This window comes from Streptomyces sp. NPDC050738 (assembly GCF_040654175.1).
Taxonomy (GTDB): domain Bacteria; phylum Actinomycetota; class Actinomycetes; order Streptomycetales; family Streptomycetaceae; genus Streptomyces.
On the sequence record NZ_JBFAHN010000011.1, the window covers coordinates 209,956 to 228,791 of the forward strand.

Annotated in this window: 19 protein-coding genes and 6 pseudogenes; 14 read left to right on the top strand and 11 right to left on the bottom strand. The window is 66.3% G+C overall.

Going from position 1 to position 18,836, the window contains the following annotated elements:
* Positions 1 to 38: 38 nt before the first annotated feature.
* Positions 39 to 887, top strand: coding sequence for a LysR family transcriptional regulator (locus AB0H78_RS26575; RefSeq protein ID WP_363237106.1), 849 nt, complete (start codon positions 39 to 41; stop codon positions 885 to 887).
* Positions 888 to 1,072: 185 nt separating this feature from the next.
* Here AB0H78_RS26575 and AB0H78_RS26580 read toward each other — a convergent pair whose 3' ends face one another.
* On the bottom strand, positions 1,073 to 1,984 hold the full coding sequence (locus AB0H78_RS26580) for an alpha/beta hydrolase (RefSeq protein ID WP_363237107.1): 912 nt from the start codon (positions 1,982 to 1,984) through the stop codon (positions 1,073 to 1,075).
* 111 nt (positions 1,985 to 2,095) lie between these two features.
* On the opposite strand from AB0H78_RS26580, the gene AB0H78_RS26585 reads away from it, so the two are divergent.
* Positions 2,096 to 2,365: a TetR/AcrR family transcriptional regulator gene (locus tag AB0H78_RS26585; RefSeq protein WP_363237108.1), complete on the top strand. Its 270-nt coding sequence runs from the start codon at positions 2,096 to 2,098 to the stop codon at positions 2,363 to 2,365.
* 203 nt (positions 2,366 to 2,568) lie between these two features.
* On the opposite strand, the gene AB0H78_RS26590 is transcribed toward AB0H78_RS26585, so the two are convergent.
* Entirely contained in the window at positions 2,569 to 3,261 is a 693-nt protein-coding gene (locus AB0H78_RS26590) for a DUF6882 domain-containing protein (RefSeq protein WP_363237109.1), read from the bottom strand.
* A gap of 236 nt (positions 3,262 to 3,497) precedes the next feature.
* Here AB0H78_RS26590 and AB0H78_RS26595 point away from each other — a divergent pair, with 236 nt between their 5' ends.
* Both AB0H78_RS26595 and AB0H78_RS26600 read left to right on the top strand, forming a co-directional pair.
* Complete coding sequence (locus AB0H78_RS26595) at positions 3,498 to 4,340, top strand: helix-turn-helix domain-containing protein (protein ID WP_363237112.1); 843 nt, start codon at positions 3,498 to 3,500, stop codon at positions 4,338 to 4,340.
* A gap of 73 nt (positions 4,341 to 4,413) precedes the next feature.
* Complete coding sequence (locus AB0H78_RS26600; protein WP_363237113.1) at positions 4,414 to 5,025, top strand: dihydrofolate reductase family protein; 612 nt, start codon at positions 4,414 to 4,416, stop codon at positions 5,023 to 5,025.
* A gap of 77 nt (positions 5,026 to 5,102) precedes the next feature.
* On the opposite strand, the gene AB0H78_RS26605 is transcribed toward AB0H78_RS26600, so the two are convergent.
* A complete protein-coding gene (locus AB0H78_RS26605) occupies positions 5,103 to 5,357 on the bottom strand; it encodes a hypothetical protein (protein WP_363237114.1) in 255 nt (84 codons plus the stop codon).
* Between the two features lie 295 nt (positions 5,358 to 5,652).
* Between AB0H78_RS26605 and AB0H78_RS26610 the strand changes: the two genes are divergently transcribed.
* Complete coding sequence (locus tag AB0H78_RS26610; protein ID WP_363237174.1) at positions 5,653 to 6,192, top strand: SMI1/KNR4 family protein; 540 nt, start codon at positions 5,653 to 5,655, stop codon at positions 6,190 to 6,192.
* 139 nt (positions 6,193 to 6,331) lie between these two features.
* Here AB0H78_RS26610 and AB0H78_RS26615 read toward each other — a convergent pair.
* Positions 6,332 to 6,517 (bottom strand): annotated as a pseudogene (locus tag AB0H78_RS26615) (transposase family protein); the annotation flags it as partial.
* A 95-nt stretch (positions 6,518 to 6,612) separates the two neighbouring features.
* Here AB0H78_RS26615 and AB0H78_RS26620 point away from each other — a divergent pair.
* Positions 6,613 to 6,915: a hypothetical protein gene (locus AB0H78_RS26620; RefSeq protein WP_363237115.1), complete on the top strand. Its 303-nt coding sequence runs from the start codon at positions 6,613 to 6,615 to the stop codon at positions 6,913 to 6,915.
* 27 nt (positions 6,916 to 6,942) lie between these two features.
* Here AB0H78_RS26620 and AB0H78_RS26625 read toward each other — a convergent pair whose 3' ends face one another.
* A complete protein-coding gene (locus AB0H78_RS26625) occupies positions 6,943 to 7,965 on the bottom strand; it encodes a DNA-directed RNA polymerase subunit alpha (protein ID WP_363237116.1) in 1,023 nt (340 codons plus the stop codon).
* Between the two features lie 358 nt (positions 7,966 to 8,323).
* On the opposite strand from AB0H78_RS26625, the pseudogene AB0H78_RS26630 reads away from it, so the two are divergent.
* Positions 8,324 to 8,521 (top strand): annotated as a pseudogene (locus AB0H78_RS26630) (transposase family protein); the annotation flags it as partial.
* A 347-nt stretch (positions 8,522 to 8,868) separates the two neighbouring features.
* On the opposite strand, the gene AB0H78_RS26635 reads toward AB0H78_RS26630, so the two are convergent.
* Positions 8,869 to 9,663, bottom strand: a complete 795-nt coding sequence (locus tag AB0H78_RS26635) for a DUF1877 family protein (protein ID WP_363237117.1) — start codon at positions 9,661 to 9,663, stop codon at positions 8,869 to 8,871.
* Between AB0H78_RS26635 and AB0H78_RS26640 the strand changes: the two genes are divergently transcribed.
* Both AB0H78_RS26640 and AB0H78_RS26645 read left to right on the top strand, forming a co-directional pair.
* Entirely contained in the window at positions 9,641 to 9,898 is a 258-nt protein-coding gene (locus AB0H78_RS26640) for a YlcI/YnfO family protein (protein WP_363237118.1), read from the top strand. The genes AB0H78_RS26635 and AB0H78_RS26640 overlap by 23 nt on opposite strands.
* Positions 9,895 to 10,272, top strand: coding sequence for a toxin Doc (locus AB0H78_RS26645; RefSeq protein ID WP_363237175.1), 378 nt, complete (start codon positions 9,895 to 9,897; stop codon positions 10,270 to 10,272). Before AB0H78_RS26640 ends, AB0H78_RS26645 begins: the two co-directional genes overlap by 4 nt.
* A gap of 86 nt (positions 10,273 to 10,358) precedes the next feature.
* Here AB0H78_RS26645 and AB0H78_RS26650 read toward each other — a convergent pair.
* Both AB0H78_RS26650 and AB0H78_RS26655 read right to left on the bottom strand, forming a co-directional pair.
* Positions 10,359 to 10,655: pseudogene (locus AB0H78_RS26650) on the bottom strand (IS5/IS1182 family transposase); the annotation flags it as partial.
* A gap of 25 nt (positions 10,656 to 10,680) precedes the next feature.
* Positions 10,681 to 11,286, bottom strand: coding sequence for a TetR/AcrR family transcriptional regulator (locus tag AB0H78_RS26655; protein WP_363237119.1), 606 nt, complete (start codon positions 11,284 to 11,286; stop codon positions 10,681 to 10,683).
* 91 nt (positions 11,287 to 11,377) lie between these two features.
* On the opposite strand from AB0H78_RS26655, the pseudogene AB0H78_RS26660 reads away from it, so the two are divergent.
* The 4 genes and pseudogenes from AB0H78_RS26660 to AB0H78_RS26675 all read left to right on the top strand — a co-directional run.
* Positions 11,378 to 11,506 (top strand): annotated as a pseudogene (locus AB0H78_RS26660) (SDR family NAD(P)-dependent oxidoreductase); the annotation flags it as partial.
* A 45-nt stretch (positions 11,507 to 11,551) separates the two neighbouring features.
* The gene (locus AB0H78_RS26665; RefSeq protein WP_363237120.1) at positions 11,552 to 12,472 is read left to right on the top strand and encodes an SDR family NAD(P)-dependent oxidoreductase; all 921 of its coding nucleotides are present in this window, start codon (positions 11,552 to 11,554) and stop codon (positions 12,470 to 12,472) included.
* Positions 12,473 to 12,573: 101 nt separating this feature from the next.
* Positions 12,574 to 12,712 (top strand): annotated as a pseudogene (locus AB0H78_RS26670) (IS5/IS1182 family transposase); the annotation flags it as partial.
* A 538-nt stretch (positions 12,713 to 13,250) separates the two neighbouring features.
* Entirely contained in the window at positions 13,251 to 13,829 is a 579-nt protein-coding gene (locus AB0H78_RS26675; RefSeq protein ID WP_363237121.1) for a dienelactone hydrolase family protein, read from the top strand.
* Between the two features lie 308 nt (positions 13,830 to 14,137).
* Here AB0H78_RS26675 and AB0H78_RS26680 read toward each other — a convergent pair whose 3' ends face one another.
* Entirely contained in the window at positions 14,138 to 14,533 is a 396-nt protein-coding gene (locus AB0H78_RS26680; RefSeq protein ID WP_363237122.1) for a VOC family protein, read from the bottom strand.
* Between the two features lie 162 nt (positions 14,534 to 14,695).
* On the opposite strand from AB0H78_RS26680, the pseudogene AB0H78_RS26685 reads away from it, so the two are divergent.
* Positions 14,696 to 15,562, top strand: a pseudogene (locus tag AB0H78_RS26685) (transposase family protein).
* A gap of 340 nt (positions 15,563 to 15,902) precedes the next feature.
* Here AB0H78_RS26685 and AB0H78_RS26690 read toward each other — a convergent pair.
* Both AB0H78_RS26690 and AB0H78_RS26695 read right to left on the bottom strand, forming a co-directional pair.
* Positions 15,903 to 16,337 (bottom strand): hypothetical protein, encoded by a 435-nt coding sequence (locus AB0H78_RS26690; protein WP_363237123.1) that lies wholly within the window; start codon positions 16,335 to 16,337, stop codon positions 15,903 to 15,905.
* Between the two features lie 909 nt (positions 16,338 to 17,246).
* Positions 17,247 to 18,485, bottom strand: a complete 1,239-nt coding sequence (locus AB0H78_RS26695; RefSeq protein WP_363237124.1) for a DUF4032 domain-containing protein — start codon at positions 18,483 to 18,485, stop codon at positions 17,247 to 17,249.
* Positions 18,486 to 18,836: the final 351 nt, after the last annotated feature.

The following is an 18,836-nucleotide window of genomic DNA, read 5'->3' on the forward strand; positions in this document are numbered from 1 at the left end:
GATACCCTGCGGGTATTGATCCGGAGTACGGTGGCGGTATGGAGACCCGGGAACTGCGGTACTTCGTCGCTGTCGCTGAAGAGCTGCACTTCGGGCGCGCCGCGCAGCGGCTCGGGATCGCGCAGCCGCCCTTGTCACGGGCGATCCAACAGCTCGAACGCCGGCTCGGGGCGGCGCTGCTGGATCGGACCAGCCGCACTGTCGCGCTGACCGAGGCGGGCTCGGTGCTGTTGGTGGAGGGCCGGGCGGCGCTCGACGCGGTCGACGCCGCCGAACGGCGGACTCGCCGGGCAGCCCTTTCCGGGACCGGCCATCCCGGCCTGGTCCTGGTTACGAAGGCCAGCGCGTCCAGGGAACTGCTGGCGAAACTGCTCGACGCGTACGCCGCCGAACCCGGCGCGGTCCCCGTCGAAGTCATCCTGTGCGGCCCGGCCGAGCAGGAACGACACCTGCGCGAGGGCCGGGCCGACGTGGCCCTGCTGCACCGGCCCTTCGACTCGACGGCCGGGTTCCACAGCGAAGAACTCAGCACGGAGGGCCAGGTTGTGGTCCTGCCGGCCGGGCATCCGCTCACCGTCCGGACCCACGTGCACATGGCCGACATCACCGGGCTGCCGGACCTGCCCCTCCCGCGCTGGCCTGACCGCGACGGCACCTACCCGCCCGGCCCCGGCCCGCAAGTCCGCGACCACGCGCAGTTGTTGCAGCTCGTCGCGCTCGGCCGTGCCTGCGCGGTCTCACCGGAGTCCTGCCGGGCCCAACTGCACGGCGACCTCGCCGCCGTGCCCGTACTGGACGCGCCGAAAGTCACCACCGTGATCGCCTGGCCACCGCACAGCCGGTCCGTAGCCGTCGCCGACCTGGTCCGGACTGCGACACGTCTCTAGTAGTTCCCACACGCCTGGCCAGGTTCCACCTATCGTCTCCCGGCTCACCCGGGAGCGCTTCAAGGGCCCGCTCCTTGTGGGGTGTGGCCATGGGATCCCGCTCAGCGGGTGAGCGCTGGGCGTAGGCCTCGGCGAGCGCTATTCACCTCTTCACACCCAGTTGCCGGCCAAGAATGCGGGAGATGTCAACCGTGCGGCAAGCCTGCTGCCGGTTCACCACGGAGGAAGGCCTTCAGGATTTCGGTGAACCGCTCCGGCTGCTCCTCAGCCGGATAATGGCCGCAGTCGTCGAGGACCACCCCGGTGACGTCGCCGCCCGCCAGCCGCATCGTCTCTGCGGCACTCGCGCCACTCCACAGCGCCCCGCCGACGGCGAGCACCGGCAGCGTCAACTGGGTCTTGCTGCGCTGCTCGTTCTGCGCGATCGTCTCGTCCAGCGCCCGGTAGTACGCGAAGCTCGCCCGCAGCGCGCGAGGATCCGCGGCGATCGCGTCGACATAGACGTCGACGGCGTACGCGGGGATCGCGGTCGGGTTGGCGGCCTTGGTGGCGAACTGCCAGCCGAAGAAGAGCCGCTCCCGTCCTCGGACGAGTTCCTCGTTGAGCTCGGTGAGCCGGTTGAAGCCGAACTGCCAGAGCTTCTGGTTGACCGCGGCCGGGCTGAAGGCCGGCGGGGACGGCACCAGACCGGGGATCACGGCTTCGACGACGGCGAGCCGACCCACCCGCTCGGGGTGATCAGCGGCGAGGGCGTATCCGGTCCACGTACCGATGTCGTGGCCGACGACGTCGAACCGGTCGTGCCCGAGCGCGGCCATCAGCGCGACCAGATCAGCGGCCAGCGTGCCGGCGTCGTAACCGTCGTCGGGCTTGTCTGAGAGTCCGGCCCCGCGCGAGTCGACGGCGACGACCGTGTGCTCGCGGGCGAGCGCGGGCATCACCTCCCGCCAGGCGTACCAGGTCTGTGGCCACCCGCCGACCAGCAGCACCGGCGGGCCGTCCCCGCCGATGACTGCGTGCAGCCGAAGCCCGTTCAGTTCCACGAGCCGACTGGTGAAGATGTCGGTGAACCCGTCGGGCAGCTGTAGTGAATCCAAGCGTGTCGTGTCGTCAGCCGCACTTATCATGGAACGATCAGTCCAACTTGTCATGCCAGCGACTCTACACATCACGAAACGATCGGTTCAAGATGTGTAGGTTGGCAAATCGTGGCGGACCGCCTGCAATTCGACGTGCACGAGGCGCCACGACGTGCGATGCACGTCTTCTGGCGCTTGGGCTATTCGGAGGCCTCGATCGATCGCCTGACCGAGGGCGCGGGCCTGGGCCGGAGCTCGCTCTACGGCACCTTCGGCGACAGGGGCACCCTCTTCCAGAAATGCCTCCAACGGTACGCGCAGACCTATCACTCGCTGTACGACCAGGCGCTGTCCGGCCCCCGCCCGAACCCAAGCGCCGTTGTGGCCGACGGTCCTTGATGGCTGCCTGCTCACGGTGTCGGCAACGCAGTTCCCGGCCCTCGACGCGGAGGGCCAGGCGACGCTCCACACCATGATTGACGGATTGCGGACCATGCTGGAGCAGGCATGGCGGGCGGCGGGGGCCGATGGGTGACAACCGCAGCCGCAGCCGCCCGTATCTCCAGGGAGACCGCATCCGCCACCTTGGGTAGTGCGAGGAACTAGGCAGAAACTGGTCCGGTGTTGATGCCCGCGATACGGCCTGCGGAGTCGAAGGAGACCACTGCGGCGCCCCCGCTGGGCAGAGACGCCGTGATCTGGTCGGCGGCCTCCTGCACCGGGACACCGTGCAGGGCGAACCAGCCGGTGACCACCAGCCGCGGCGAGCGTGCGAAAAGCTGTGCGCCAGTGAGTAGATGGCGCGGCATGGCGACCGAATCCAGTCGCGCGGGCTGGAGTTGCGGGTCTTGTGGCACGAAGTAGACCCGGGTCTCCGGACCGGCCTCCTGGCCGATGTAGCCGGGTGCGCCGAGCATTGCCATACCGAGAAAGGCGAGCGCCTCTGCGGCGCGGCGCGGATCGGCGAAACGGCTTAGCGCCACCCCCTCCTGCTGCAACTCCACGATGCCGTGGCGGCGGCCGAACTCGGGGATTCGCGCGCTGGCGGCGACCACTTCACTGCCGTGCAGCCCAGGATTGGCCCAGCCCCATAGCCAGGTCTTCTCGGCCAAGTCATAACTGCCCAGCAGCCCCACTCGAAGGCTCCGGCCGCCGGACTCATAGCTGCACTGGTCCAGATCGGCCGTCCACGGCCCAGCGGGGAAGGTCTGGTCGATCATTTCCAGCTGTTGTACGCCCCAGGCCGCGTGGTACTCGGCGGCCTGCAGGAAGGCGTCGGAGAAGGCCTCGGTCATCGGGGCAGCGTAGCCCCTGCCAGGCCGACGGCCCTCCGAGGGGGGCCTGTCGGTGGTCGGTGGCAGGGCCAGTCTCCTGACCCTGGTGGGCACTTAGCAACTCGCTCCCTGCCGCCGCGAACAGCCTTACCAACAGTGGGACAGTGTCCGGTCCGTGATCCGGAAGGGGGCGATCGAGGGCGGGGCTCGCGACACCGCCCTCGCGGACTGAACGGTCGGGCGGCCACACTGGGTCCATGGAATACGTCGGTCGGGTCCCCGCTCCGCCGCTCGACCGTTTCATCGACGACATCTACTGTCTGACCGGGGTGCCGCGTCACCGGTTGATGAGCGTCCCGCCGATGCCATCGGCGCACTTGTTTCTGCACCTGGGAGGGCCCGTTCGTCTGTGGGATTCCGACCGTTCCGTGCCGCCGGCGGTGTTCACGGACGGCTGGTTCATGGGCGTATGGACGAGGCGCTTCCTCTTCGAGTACCCCGCGCATGTGCGGCTCGTCGGGGTGCACTTCAAGCCCTGGGGGATGTCGCCATTCGTCGGCATGCCAGCGGCCGAGCTACGCAACCGCTGGGCGCCGATAGATGCGGTCTGGCAGCAATCCGCGGATCGAATTCGAAACCGGGCCGGTGACCTCGCTTCGGCCCGCGAGACATTACGGGTGCTGGAGGAGGAGTTGAGGTCACGGCTCGCCGAGACCCCGGCGCGCGGTCTCGATCTGGTCCAGCAGACAGGCGGGCGTCTGGAAAGCTCGCACGGCACGTTGCCGATCGGTGCACTGGCCGATGCCGCCGGAGTAAGCGGCAACCACCTGGCCAATCTTTTCAAGGCTCACGTCGGTGTCACCCCGAAGCATGTCGCGCGGATCTACCGCTTCGCGCGGCTGATCGTGTCCGTGGACGCCCAGCGTCCGGTCGACTGGTCTGCCCTCGCTCAAGCGGCCGGCTATTTCGACCATGCTCACTTCAGCAGGGAGTTCAAGAACTTCACCGGCCACACTCCGACGGCGTACCTGGCCCTGCAGCGTCGGTTCCCCACCGTCCGGGGAGGCCCGCAAGAGATCGGACCGATGCCCGCCGATTGATTTCTTACATGCCCGGGCCCCTTCGGCGCGAGAGGATCAGGCCGTAACCGCAACAAGATTCCGAGGAGGACCCGTGGGCACGGTGATCATGCACAGCGTGGTGTCGGTGGACGGCTTCATCGCCGACGGGAAGGGCGAGGTCGGGCCCCTCCACGAGTGGTACTTCAGCGGGGACGTGCCGATCGCCGTAGGCGCCGACGAGCAGTACGACCATTCTGGAACGGCAAACGGCTTCAAGGTCTCGCCTGCGTCGGCGGAGTATGTCCGATCGATGTGGGAGTCGATCGGTACTATCGTGATGGGCCGCACCCTGTTCGACCAGGTGAACGGCTGGGAGGGCAAGCCGCCTGCGGGCGATCACGTGGTCGTGGTGTCCCATCGACCCAAGCCCGAGGGGTGGCACCCCGAGGCGTCCTACCATTTCGTCGACGGCGCGACAGCCGCGCTCGACAAGGCTCAGGATCTAGCCGGACAACGAATCGTCGCCGTGAACGCCGGCGAGGCGGGTGCTCAAATCCTCGCGGCCGGTCTCGTGGACGAAGTGGCGATGGACGTGGTCCCGGTGGTGTTCGGTTCGGGCAGGCGCTACTTCGGCGGCATTGACGTGCAGCATCTGCTGGAGGATCCACACGTGGTCATCCAGGGTGACAGGGTGCTGCACCTGAGGTTCAAGGTCCGGCGCTAGAGAATTCCAATGGCTTAGGTGAGGGCGGTTGGAAGCCGCGGCCGCTCTGGTGGAACAAGCACGCCCACGACAAGCGTCTACGCGAAATCGTCGCCCGAGCGAACATCGCCTGAACCGAGCCACAGGCGCACAGCCGCGACGGTTTCAGCGATTTCCGAGGCCGCTACCACGCGATCATCACCCTCAACCAAGAATGGCGGCTGACCGCCCGGAGCGGTGTCGAGCTGGACACGATCGAGGACCGGCTCGGCACCCAAGAAGTACACATTGTCGTCGCCGGCGTGGGTGACCACCAGACGTTCGATCACCAACCCCGGCACTTCATGACGCACCTCTCCAGGGTGACGCCGTGGCCTTCGCTTGAGTCCTGGAAGCTCCTCGGCTGAGCCCGCCGGGCACAGTGGGTTGTCTCTGACAAGTCGCGGACGGTCACCTCGCTGAGGGGCCGCCCCTGCGCTTCGGGGTGGAGGGTGATCGTGGGGAGGAGGGGAACGCATGCTCGAAGTACCATCCCTGCAAGGTTCTCCGGCCGGTACTTCCCAACCTCCACAGTGGCGTAGCCGGACGGAGACATCCCTGTAGAGAGGGCAGAGGGCGATGAGTGTGGCTGAGAGTTGGTCGCGTGTGATGAGTCTTCTTCGGGAGCACGCGCCGGCTGATTACGCGGAACTGCCAGGGCCCGCTACGGAGCAGATGCTCGCGGCAGCCGAGGAAGGGATGGGGATCTCCCTGCATGGGGACCTGCGGACCTGGCTGTTGCAGAACAATCTGGATCTGCCGGAGGAAGACGTCGACGACGCAGTATCATGCTGCGGCTTCGACGGGTTCCCCGACGAGGGAAGCTTCTTTCTGGGCATCCGGGCGATGGAGGGGCTCTACGCGAACCGTTCTGTGCCCGATGGATTCGACCCTCCGGACCAGCCGGACAATCCGTTCTGGCGTAACGAGTGGATCCCTTTCCTGTCGGACCAGGACGGCTGGATGGGAAAGTTCATCGATGTGCGGGACGGGCGTGTCGGCAGTTGGTTCGTGGGTGGGGTCACGGTCGCGGGCGAGTACGAATCGATGGCCCAGTACTTCAACTCCGTCGCGCAGACGCTGACGAGGATCGCCGGTGGAAACTACCCGGTCTGCCGGTTCACCGAAGGTCGGCTTGTCTGGTCGTGAGGCGGTTCCCAACCGGATGACAGCTATTGCCGATCCGTCCTCACCCTGGAACGGCAATGAGATTCATCGCGTTGACGTTCCAGGGTGAGGACGGCTGCGGCGATGACGGTCATCAGGCTGGGGCTGCAGCGGGCCCGGCGGATATGCCGAAGCCGGCGGCGATCTGCGTGAGTGTGTCGTGCCGACGTAGGCAGACCAGGCCGACGAGGGCACGCTGGTGGGGCGGGAGCTTGCAGAGTCGGTCACCCTCACGGGTGACGATGAGCATGGATACCCACTCGACCAGGGCGTGCGGCAGGTCGAGTGCGGCGGGACAGGGAACCATTGAAGCTCCTGTGCTGATGAGTTGAGACGTCGAACAGCTCTCTCAACGGCACGCGAGCATCGTGAGTTGCTGGATGCTGGCCCGTCACCCGATCAGTGGCCACTCTGAAAGAGCTCAATGTCTCCCAGAGGTGGGAGCGCATCGAGTTCCGCCTCTACCGAGACAACGTCTACCTCCTCTCACCCGTCTCCCAGGACCTGGAAGAGCAGTGCGACGCGCTTCGAGGGCGGCTTGCAGAGCTCAGCGCTATCTGGCGTCCGCCGCCTCATGACGGGCGACGCTGGCGCGACGAGAAGCTGTGTGTCGTGGCGTTGAGCGAGCTGAGCATCACCGAGCGCGCGATGGAAACCACCCCCGACGTCCGTCCGTTTAGTGCTGGCCTGCATCGGCTGCATTAGGTGGTGAGACCCGGAGTAGCGCTGGCTTCAGTACTGCTCGGTCTCGATGAACCCGATGTCCGCGCCGTCGTCAGCGGCGAAGGCGTCGACAGCAGCGACAGGGTCGAAGCCGGGCGGGCTGTCCCTAAGGGCCAGGCCCATCCCGTGGAGCTTCATCTTGACCTCGTCGATCGACTTCGAACCGAAGTTGCGGATGTCGAGCAGGTCCGCCTCGGAGCGGCCGACGAGTTCGCCCACGGTGTGGATACCCTCGCGCTTGAGGCAGTTGTAGGAGCGGACCGTGAATTCGAGGTCTTCGATCGGCAGGATCAAGTCGGCGGCGAGTGCCGTGTCCACGGGCGAGGGGCCCATGTCGATGCCTTCGGCGTCGATGTTGAGCTCGCGCGCCAGACCGAACAGTTCGACCAGGGTCTTCCCGGCCGACGCCATGGCGTCACGCGGACGCATGGCCTGCTTGGTCTCGACGTCGACGATGAGCTTGTCGAAGTCGGTGCGCTGCTCGACGCGGGTCGCCTCGACCTTGTAGGTGACCTTGAGAACGGGCGAGTAGATCGAGTCGACCGGAATGCGCCCGATCTCCTGGCCAACCTGCTTGTTCTGGACGGCAGAGACGTAGCCGCGACCGCGCTCGACGGTCAGCTCCATCTCCAGCTTGCCCTTGGCGTTGAGCGTGGCGAGCACCAGGTTGGGGTTGTGTACCTCGACGCCCGCCGGGGGTGCGATGTCAGCGGCGGTGACCAGGCCCGGTCCCTGCTTGCGCAGGTACATCACGACGGGCTCGTCGTGCTCCGAGGAGAGGTCCAACTGCTTGATGTTGAGCATCAGGTCGGTGACGTCCTCTTTGACGCCGGGCACGGTGGTGAACTCGTGCAGGACTCCGTCGATGCGGATGCCAGTGACAGCAGCGCCGGGGATCGAGGAGAGGAGGGTGCGGCGCAAGGAGTTGCCGAGGGTGTAACCGAAGCCCGGTTCCAGCGGCTCGATGGCGAACCGGGACCGGAACCCATCGACGACCTCTTCGGTCAACGAGGGACGCTGAGCAATCAGCATGATGTGTTGCCTCCAGTGTTCGGCGCCCACTATTTGACGCCGTAGATCTCCGCGAAGCGTACGGGCGAACTGGCTCAGCCTTGGACACCTTTTTCGCCGCCACCTCATCCATCTGACGCCCGCAGACTTGTTGCCGAAGCTTGGCCGGGCCAGGCGCAAACGGCTGGATTCGTTGGCACGCTTCGATGGGACGCCATCGGGCAGTGGGTGTCCGCCGACTTCAAATCCAGGCGATACCGATTCCATGTGCTCCAACCGTGTCGCCCTGGGTCGGCGTGTTCAACGTGCCTGCACAACGATGAAGCTCCTGGTAGACGGGTTGTCGACCAAGATCAACCGCCTGTGCCAGGAGCTTCGAGTGCTTGTCTACCCTTCGTCGATCGACCTGTCCAGCCGCACCCTGCGATTCCTGACCGGGCAACTCGCCTCACGGAGGCGGGAGATCGGCACCCGGTGGAGACGGCTGACCGCAGGACGGCAGGCCCTGCTCGCCCTGGCGCACCTACGGTGCGGCGACACCTACACCCAGCTCGCTGCCGGGTTCACGGGCGCCGGAGTGCGGGAAGCGCCGTCATAGAGCAGGTCTACGTAGCTGAGCGCTCGATCGGTCGGTGACGGGGAGGGCGGGGCCGGCCGCGCTGCGGGCGCCACGCAGATGATCGCGGTAGGGGTGGGCGACGGTGGGCTGGTAGGCGGGGGCGATGCGCGGTGCCTGCGGTTCGGACGTGTGGGAGTTGCGTTTGACGGTGTTCAGCGCCAGGTCGAGGCGGCGGGCGCAGTGGAGCAGGCCGCCGGCATGTCCGAGCAGGGTGCGAATGTTGTTCCAGCGCTAGCGGGTGGTCTCTTCGCGTACTCCGCCCAGGGCGGGGCGGGCTGATGGTGGTCCAGCAGCGGGACTGTCGTTCAGATCATCTCGGTGATTACCCACTGCTGGGCGTGTGCCGCAGCTTCGTAGAAGGCTTGGAGATCCGTGTAGTGGCCGCGTAGTTGTTGGGTGCGCTGCTTGTCGTAGCCGTAGGGGTAGACGTCGTCCTCGTCCATGGCGTCCTCGTCGGCGAAGTCCGTCAGGGTGTCGAAGTCGAGGCCGGTGAGGAAGGCCGAGGCCTGGGTCGCCTCCTCAAGGGTCAGCACGCCTGGAGGTGCGTAGTCGAAGGGCTGGTCTTCAAGGAACGGTGTCCCCATCACCGGATCGACAGGGCAACCGGCGGCGGCGAGCAGCCATTGGAGCGCGTTCCACGACTTGTCCAGTGACAAGGTTGCCCTGAATCGCTCCCCTTCGCGCATCTGTGGACGCGGCCATGCTCGTCCTGCTGTTGCTGACTGTGCGGCTTCAGTCCCCACGCGCATCAGTTCGATGGTGATCCCCATAGCGGGTAAGCATGACCGATGAGGCCCGAGGGGCGACCGCAGGGGCGGATGACAGATCGGGCGGTCCCGGCCTTGGCGCAGTTGCAGCAACGTGCAGGCTGTACCCGGTATCTCCGCACGGGAACGGACGATTCCATTGCCCCCTGGGGCGGATCGGACGTGCAGTCGCAGGCGGGAACCCTGGCGCGACAGCCGCCCAGATCCTGGACAACGCGTGCCTCGTCCCGCCGTGGCACGACCGTCCCGCGCCGGGATCATTTCCGGCGAGCCCGTACCCGTGCTGTACAGCCTGCTGTACGTTCGGAGCATGGCATCGAAACCTGTCACCATTCGGGTCCCCGAGGAACTCCACGCTCAGCTGCAGGAGCGTGCCGAGACCGAGGGCACCACAGTGACCGCGCTCATCACCGAGGCCGCGAACAATGCCGTACGCGACCCCAGGCTCGAAGGTGCGGCCGAGGTGTTCCGCGCGTTCGTCGCGGACAACGCCGACGCGTTCGACGCGGCCTTCCCTGATGATGCTCCCAGTCAGCTCGACGCAAGTCGTCCGGGTCGGGCCGCCTGACCGTGGACCTCCACATCGACATCCGCTGGCTCCTCGAGCGCCAGGCGGAGGTCCTCCCCAAGTCGCCCGTCATCCACGATTTCAGCGCTCTCGTGGCCGCCGTCGGACGCCACCGCGTCAACACCCCGAAGGTCGGCGCGGTCGTCGACAGCGCCTGGCGCGCGGCCGCCCTTGTGCACTCGATCATCCGTCTGCGCCCGCTCCCGGCCCGCAACGCGCTCTTCGGTGCGGGCATCGTCGTGGCGTACATGGCAGCCGCCGGCGAGGGCATCGACGCTCCGTACGGCGCTCTCATCGACCTCGCCCGCGACATCGACACCGGGCATACGGACGCGTACGACGCCGCCGACCGCATCCGCTCCTGGCGGATCTGACCACCCGGCCCAACCCGCTGAAGGGGAATCCGCAGGTGCAGCCCGTGGATCGCCACAAGCAGCGGCGTCTAGGAGCGTCCGCTGGGCTATCGGATGTGGGGGCTGCGCGGGCGGGTGTCCCATCGGTGGGTGTAGCAGGCTCGTCGGATCAGGCTCCGGACGGTGATGATGGCCGTGGCCAGAGCAAGGAAGAACTCGGTGCATGCGCGTCGCCGCCCGGTGTTGCGGTGAAGCGTGCCGAAGTTGTTCATCCACGAGTTTGTGCGCTCGACCACCCAGCGGCCGTCGGTGTGGATCGGCGTCTTCGTGCCGCACTTGCTGATGCGTGGCCTGATCCCGCGGTCGGCCAGGGCGGTGTGGACGATTATCTGAGGGTCGTCCCCCCACATCGGAACCCGTCTTTGAGTCTCAAGTCTGGATGGCAAGGGCGAGGAGCGTATCGACCGCGACTTCGAAGGGACGCGTGCTGCGTTGCACCTGGGCGAGCAGGAGTCCCCCTTGCAGGGTGGCGAGCATGGTGGTGGCGAGGGCATCCGGGTCGATGCCGGGCGCGAGCTTCCCGTCGGCATGAAGCGACCTGAGTCCTTCGCTGATGACGGTTGACCATCGCTCGAATCCGGCGGCGATGAGGTCGCGGGCCTCGGGGTCGCTCTCGGCGAGTTGACCGCCGAGCGAACCGAGTGGGCAGCCGCCCTTTGCCTGGCCGTGCTTCACCCCGGCGATCAGCATGTTGCGCCAGGCTGCGACTGGGTCTTCGCTGCCGAGCGCGTGCCGATTGTGATTGACGAGAGTGTCGGCTTGGTGGCGGATGACGGCCTGCAGGAGCTCGTTCTTGTCGGGAAAGTAGTGGTAGAGCTGCGAACCGCTGACCTCCGCTGCCACCTTGACGTCCTCCAGGGTGGTACCCGCGACCCCGTGCTCGTGGATCAAGGCGGCAGCCCCTTCCACGATTCTCGCCCGGACCCGTTCGCCCTTCGGTGTGAGCCGGGGTCGATCGTTCGTCTTGTTCACCATGCACCCATAGTAGCGATTCTGAGTTTGACAGCCCAGTCTGGTCGAGTCAGACTGAGTTGCGTAACCCACTTTGAGCAGGGGGAAGCATCGCATGCCTGTTGACTTGAAGGACAGAGCTGCACTTGTCACCGGGTCCACGAGCGGAATCGGCAAGGCGACCGCCATAGCCCTCGTTGCCCGCGGCGCCCACGTCCTGGTTGTCGGGCGCGACGCAGAAAGAGCCGTCCACCCTGAACAGCCCCACAGAAGTTGAGAGGGAATCCCGATGAGCACACTCCCGGGAAAGACCGTGATGATCACGGGCGCCAACGTCGGGATCGGCAAGGACGTGGCCCGGCAACTGGCTCAGCGACCGGAGACGGCCCGCATCTACCTGGCATGCCGCAACCAGGATCGGGCGGCAACGGCAAAGGCCGAGCTCGAAGCCGCTACCGGCCGGCGCATCTTTGACATCGTCGTTATGGATGTCGCCGATCTGGGCTCGGTCCGAGCCGGCCTCGCGGCCATCGACGGATCCATCGACGCGCTGGTCATGAACGCTGGTGTCATCGGCCCGCAGTCGATGGAGTTGACCTCCGACGGCGTCACCAAGGTGTTCGCGACGAACGTTCTTGGCCACGTCGCCCTCCTCGAAGGCCTCCTGGCCGAGGGGCGGCTTGGCGAGGTCGCGGTCCTCGCCGGAAGCGAAGCAGCCAGAGGACTTCCGATGCTGCGAATGCAACGGCCGTCCTTCGCCTCAACCTCTGCCGACGAACTCGCCACCGTCATCGACGGCAGATACTTCGCCGACGGAAAGACAGACTTCAACCTCGCCTTCGGGCAGGCCAAGTACATCGGGGCCCTATGGATGGCCTACCTGGCCCGCCAACACCCCGACCGCCGCTTCATCACCGTGAGCCCCGGTGCCACCACCGGCACCCAAGCCTCCAACGACATCGCCCTACCGCTGCGCATGGCGTCCAAGTACGTCCTGCCCGCCCTGGGGATCTCCCACAAGCTTGAGGTCGGCGCGAAACGACTGGTCGACGGTGTCACCGACCCGACCCTGTCCAGCGGCGTGTTCTACGCCAGCGCGGCCAACAAGCTGAAGGGCCCCCTGGTCGACCAAGCGGACATCTTCCCCGACTTGGCCAACCCGTCGTTCCAGGACCACGCCGACGAGGCCATCCACCGCTTCATCATCTAGAGCGTCGGCCAGTAGGCGTGGGCAAGGATCGAGAGGGCGGCCCGACGGAGACGCGTTTGATCAGCATGGAGTTGTCTTCGCTATGTGACCATCTGGGGGGCGTGTCCGTCGTGTCCGCGTCCATCATCGACCCGATCCGTGAGGAGTTCCTGAGGCTGCTCCCTGCCCGGCCCGATTCGCACCCCGCTGGGGTGCCACAACCCGCGGATCGCGGACACGGTCGTGCTCGACCGGCTTGTCCTGGGCACGCCGTGGTGCTCTGCGGGCTGGAGCACCGGCTTGTGGGTCGCGACGGCCCAGCGCAGGTAGCCGGTGAACTCGAGGACGTGGGCCGGGTCGTTCAGTACGACGAAGGTGGCCCGCTCCCGGCTCCCCGCATCGAAGTTGGGCCCCTCCGGCCCCGCGAGGATGAGCGTCTCGAACTCATCGTCGCCCCGGAGGCCGGAAGCTCCGTAGTGACCCGCATGGATGAACTCCTCAGCCAAATCCGTGACTTGCAGACCGAATGGTCTGAGGAAGCCATCCAGCGGATGAGAACGCCATCCTCAAGCAGTGCGTCCGCCAGCTCACCACCGACAACCGCACCCTCGACGAGCCGCTCAAGGCCGCCCGCTCCAACCTGCGGTTCCAGGACCGGCGCGTCGCCGACCTTGAGGCCCGCCTAACCGAACTGGGGCCACCAGCCTGATCCTGTCCGGCCGTGGCCCGTGGATGTCAGTGGTGCGGGCGATACTCGTGCCGCGGCGCCGCTCGGGTACCGCAGCACGAGGGGAGCAACATGGCTGAGGTTCTGGTTTTCCACCATGGACACGGGCTGACCGCCGGCGTTCGTGAGTTCGCCGAGCAGCTGCGACGGGCCGGACACATCGTCCACACCCCAGACCTGTTCGAGGGGCAGGTATTCGACAGCCTCGAGGAGGGTGCCGGCTACGCCGAGAACGCCGGGTTCGACACGATCACCGCGCGTGGTACCGGCGCCGCGGAGGGGCTGCCCGCCGAGCTCGTCTATGTCGGCTTCTCCCTCGGCGTCCTGCCGGCGCAGAAGCTGGCCCAGACCCGACCCGGCGCAAGGGGCGCGCTGTTGCTCGAGGCATGCGTTCCGGTCTCGGAGTTCGGCGGCTCTTGGCCTCGTGGCGTCCCGGTCCAGATCCACGGCATGGACAGAGATCCCTTCTTCGCCGGGGAGGGCGATGTGGACGCTGCCCGCGCGCTCGTCGAGACGGCGCCGGATGCCGAGTTGTTCCTCTACCCGGGCGAAAGCCACCTGTTCACCGATAGCAGCCTGCCGTCCTACGACGAACAGGCCGCACAGCAGGTCAACCAACGCGTGCTCGGCTTCCTCGACCGCATCAAGTAAGGGCATCAACAACTTGCTCTTGTCCGGCTGACGACCGCGCGGCCCGTCCACCGTCCCGGTGGACGGGCCGTCCTGATTGCGACGGCTTCTTGGGGCTCTGGTCCACTTCGTGTGGTCGACCTGGACTCACAGTGAGGCCAGTAGGAGTGCACGCCGTTCCCTAGCTCGCGACTGTGCCGTTCTCCGATGTTGTCCGGTTGCGTTGAATGGCATGGCGATTGTCTTCGACGACAACGGACACTCATTGAGGTCTTCTCGGCAACGTGACAGTTGCGGTGTGTGACGGGGGGCGGGTGCCCGCTCGCGGCCTAGTTCTGCGGTGCCAGGGTGCGCAGGACACAGAATTCGTTGCCCTCGGGGTCTGCCATGACCACCCAGTTTCGGTCTGAGCCCTGGCCCACATCAGTCTTGGTGGCGCCGAGGCCGAGCAACCTGGTCACCTCGTCTGTGGTGCTGCCGTCGATCGGGCTGACGTCGAGGTGAAGCCGGTTCTTCACGGTCTTGCCCTCGGGCACGTGAATGAACAGCAGGGCGGGCGGCATCTGGCGGGCCCGAACATCCTCGACGGTAGGCACCCAGGAGCCGATTTCGACCTTGCCCTTGCTCTGGTCGATCACCTTGAAGTCCAGGACCTCGCACCAGAAGGCCGCGAGCTTCTCCGGATCGTGGCAGTCAACGGCCAACTCGGTGAACCTACTTGTCATGACTCCCCCAGATAGTGTGGACGGGGCTCAGGGTATGCCGCCCGTCCGACGGATCCGAGATCTTCCTGCTTAGGGACATCAGACGGGCTTGACCCGGCATCAGATACGCGAGAAGCCCCTGGTAGGAACAGACAGGTTCCGGGTGCCGAGAGGCCTCACGCGTTGACCAATATCACCTACACCGGCGTGCTCGATGTCAGCCAGGCCACTGCTGAGGCCCTCGCGAAGCTGCTGCTCGAACACCGCGAGCGTCTCGGGACCCGCAAGGGCACCCGCGCCCTGGGGCCGTTCAAACAGAGTGTGGTGATCCTGCGCCGGTTCCTGGACGGTGCCCGGCTGACTCAACTCGCCCGCGGCAACCGGAGCTCTGTCCCGACGGCCTACCTCTATGAAGGGCTGACCGTGCTCGCCGACCACGCCCCGGGCCGGTCCACCGCACTGGGGCGCGCGGCCGTGGCCGGCTTTACCAACCTCAACCTCGGCGGCACCGTCATCCGTACCGATCGCGTCACCGCCCCCCGCCCGAACAAGACCGACCTGTGGTGGTCGGGCAAGCACAAGCACCACGGCGGCACCGTCCAGGTCATTTCCGCACCCGACGGCTGGCCGCTCTGGGTCTCGCCGGTCCGGCCCGGCCGCGAGCACGACACCACCTGCGCCCGTACCCACGACCTGATCGCCGCCCTGAACCGGCTCGCCGACACCCTCGGCATCCCCGCCCTGACCGACCTTGGCTACCAGAACGCCGGGGCCGGCCTCCGCCACCCGGTCTAATAACCCAAGGGCGGTGAACTCACCGACGACGCCTAGGCGTTCGACTCCGACATCCGAGGCGTTCATGTCGTGGCCGAACGCGCCAATGCTCTGCTCAAGGTGACCTACAAGGCTCTGCGCGGGGTCAGCCTCGACCCCAAGGCGATGCCCTGGATTACCCGTGCCGCCCTCGTCCTGCTCCAGATGGAACACGGCCGCACCAGCGGAACGAAGATCACGAATCGTCATGAGACGTTACCGAGAAAGGCTCATTGAGCTGCGGCGACGTGATTGCTTGAGACAGCCGGTGCTCGGCTGCCCCCACCACGCCGCCCTCGTGGGGCGTACTACCTGGCGTCCGATCCTTCGTGGCATGGGCAATCGCAGTGCACCCCGGTGAACTTGTGGTTGATACGGCACCGCTGGCGCAGGCGGTCCACCCATCCTGCAAGCTCCGCGGCCTGTTCGGGGTGCCACGCGGTCGTGTGCGCCTACCTCGGAGGACTGGCCGGCGCGGCCATCGCGTCCTTCAAGCAACCGGCTGCGCTCCGCTCCGCCGGGTGGGAAGGGGCGCTGTTCCCGGGGGCGGCCGAGTAAGCCCCGTCAACCACCCCGGTCAGCGGCGGCGGGACGCGGCCCGCTGCGCCTGCCGGCGCAGGGCAGCTACCCGGGCCGGGCTTCGGCGCGGCACCGCGGCCGTCCGGTTGCGTACCCCCGATATTTCCGGAAGGGGTGCCGGGCGGGTGCTGGTGGCGTTTTCCGGACCGGTTAGGAGGAAGAGCGCCGCCACCGCCACGAGGGTTCCTACCAGCAGGAGGGCCAAGTCGACCCATACGACCCAGTTCCATCCGTCCTTCAGGCTTGTCTCTTGAGGTGCGGCGACATCGAAGAAGAGCAGGTAGGCGAACAGCAGGTACCGGACGTACCTCTTCTTCGATCCTATGTCCGCGGTGATGCAGACGATCACGATGAGGAGGAGCGGGAAATTGATGTACCACGCCATGTGCCGCGCCAGCAGGACGAACACTGCGCCCATGACAATGGTGAACACCTGTATACCCCCCCGTATCTCGGCCAACAGGACCCTAACACCAGCTACTCCCAGCGCAAATGGGCTTGGGCAACGGGAGGTTGGCGATCGTCGCGAGGTGACGAAGGAGATGGGAGCTACCGCCATGTGCAGCCCGTGGATCGCCACGAGCAGCGGCGTCTAGGAGCGTCCGCCAGTAGGCGTTGAGCTGGGCTATCGGATGTGGGGGCTGCGTGGGCGGGTGTCCCATCGGCTCGAACTACACCCCCAGCGCCTCGCCGATGATGCCACGGCCCTGCGTCTCGCACTGCTTGCCGAACGCCGAGCCGTTGTGATCAGTCTGCGTGACCGGGGAGACATCGACGACACGGTGCTACGCCGCGTGCAGGGACGCCTCGACTCCGAGGAACTCCATCTACTCCGGCATGTGCCGGTGGACTGAGAGGATCGGCGTCCCGTAGACCGGCGAAATGCCTCGCTTAAGGCGAGGCCGTGCGGGCAACTCAGCCTAGGTCGATGGCGGCCGGGGCGGGCTTCTGGTCGGACGGGTTCGGGACTCGCAGGCCCACCCCATCACGGCCCAGTAACTTACTCCAGCCTGGCCAACGGCCTCGAAGCTGATGACGGGAGGTGACCAGTGCCCCAGTGCCCCAGTGGCGCGAGTTGCGGTATCGGCGGCTGATGGATGACGGGCCCGGTCGTGGCCAGGTCGACGACGGCACATACGTCGAAGCGTTGAACTTTGGTACCAACGCCACCAACAGCTCCCGCAGGTCCGCCTGGAACACCTTCCCGCCAAGCCATCCGTGCGGAACTCGATGACCTCGATGGTGACTTCGGCCTTACAGGAAACGGCAAGCGCGTAACCGAACCCATGCTCCCCCCGCCCCCGCCCTCAGCTCAGGGGGGCGCATCTACGGGGCACGTCCATTACGGGAAATCGTTCGCCGAGGGCACTTCGGGCTGCGGCTCACGAAGAACACTGGTGATGTAGTCCGCCACCGCCGCCTCCAAACCGATGTCGAGTTGTGCGCGCTCAGACATATACCACCGGTGTTCCAGCAGTTCGTGATAGACCTCGGCCGGATCCATGGAGTTCCGGAGTTCCTGCGGCACAGCACGTACGGTAGGTCTGAAAACCTCACGGACCCAGCGATGGGCAAGCACCTCCGCGCGGGCGCCGAGCGGGTCGCCTGGCGCGTAATCCTCCTGAGTCGCCATCCAGCTCTCAAGGTCATTAAGGAGCTGTCGGGCCTGATTCTCCTCGGCATCGAGCCCGGTGAGTCGCAGCAGTTGGCGTTGGTGATGGCCTGCGTCGACCACCTTGGGGACGAACGTGATTGTGTCGCCGTTCGGGGAGTTGGCGATCTGCATCTCCGCGACGTCGAAGCCCAAATCGTTGAGACGGCGCATGCGACGTTCGATGTAGTGATACTTGCCTGCCGGATAGACGGAGGTGCGAGTCAGCTCACTCCACAGTTCGTCGTACCGCCGACAGATCTCGGCGCCGAAAGCGATCGGGTCCACTGAGGGGTGGAGCGCACCCGCGGCCTCCAGATCCAGCATTTCTCCGCTGATGTTCACCCGGGCCAGTTCGATGTCGTATTCACGCTGCCCGGTGCTGAGTTGGCTGTGCACCTCGCCGGTCTCCGCGTCCACGAGGTAAGCAGCGTACGCGCCGGCGTCCCGGCGGAACAGTGTGTTTGACAGAGAGCAGTCACCCCAGGCGAAGCCGGTCAGGTGCAGCCGGACGAGCAGTACGGCAAGTGCGTCCATGAGCCGGTGCACCGTGCTGGGGCGCATGGTCGTCTCGAACATCGATCGGTAGGGCAGGGATCCGTTGAGATGACGAGTGATCAGCACTGATTCCAGCGGTTGCCCATCGGTGCCGGTGCGCCCGGTGACCACCGCCAGTGGGTCCACCGCAGGTATCCCGAGCCGGGCCAGGGTGCGCAGCAGCTCGTACTCGCGTATCGCCGGCCGCTCGGCAAGTTCCTTGACGGCCACCACGTCTGCCCCTGCCCGCGCGTAGCGAACGACGTGGCGGGAGATGCCACGTGGCAGCGTGACCAGATACTTTTCTGCCCATTCTTCGAGCGGCAGGTGCCAGGGCAGTTCGAGAAGGAGCGCGGGGTGTTCGGGGTTGGTGGCACTGAACTGCAAAGTCATCGGTCGCCTCGCTCGTGTGGCACGGACCACCAGTGTGACGTAGCGGGGCGCACCATCTGTGGCCAAGGGGTCGGAGGCGTGCGCACTCGTAGACGACGGACGCACCTTTCACCCCGAACTCCTTCCCTTCCCTGCTTGGAACGATCTGCAGGACAACGCAGAGGACGACTCCACAGGCGGCGCCTCACAGCGCTCGGCGATGTCGTCGATCCCCATGACGCCCGCTCCTCTTCGTCCCGCAGTCCCTCTTCGAAGACCGTGCGCTACTCCGGGCAGGACATGCGGTCGATCGCGGCGAGGTCGCCGTCTCGTACGGCTTTCTTGTAGGCGGTGAAGAACAGCCGGTCGAGG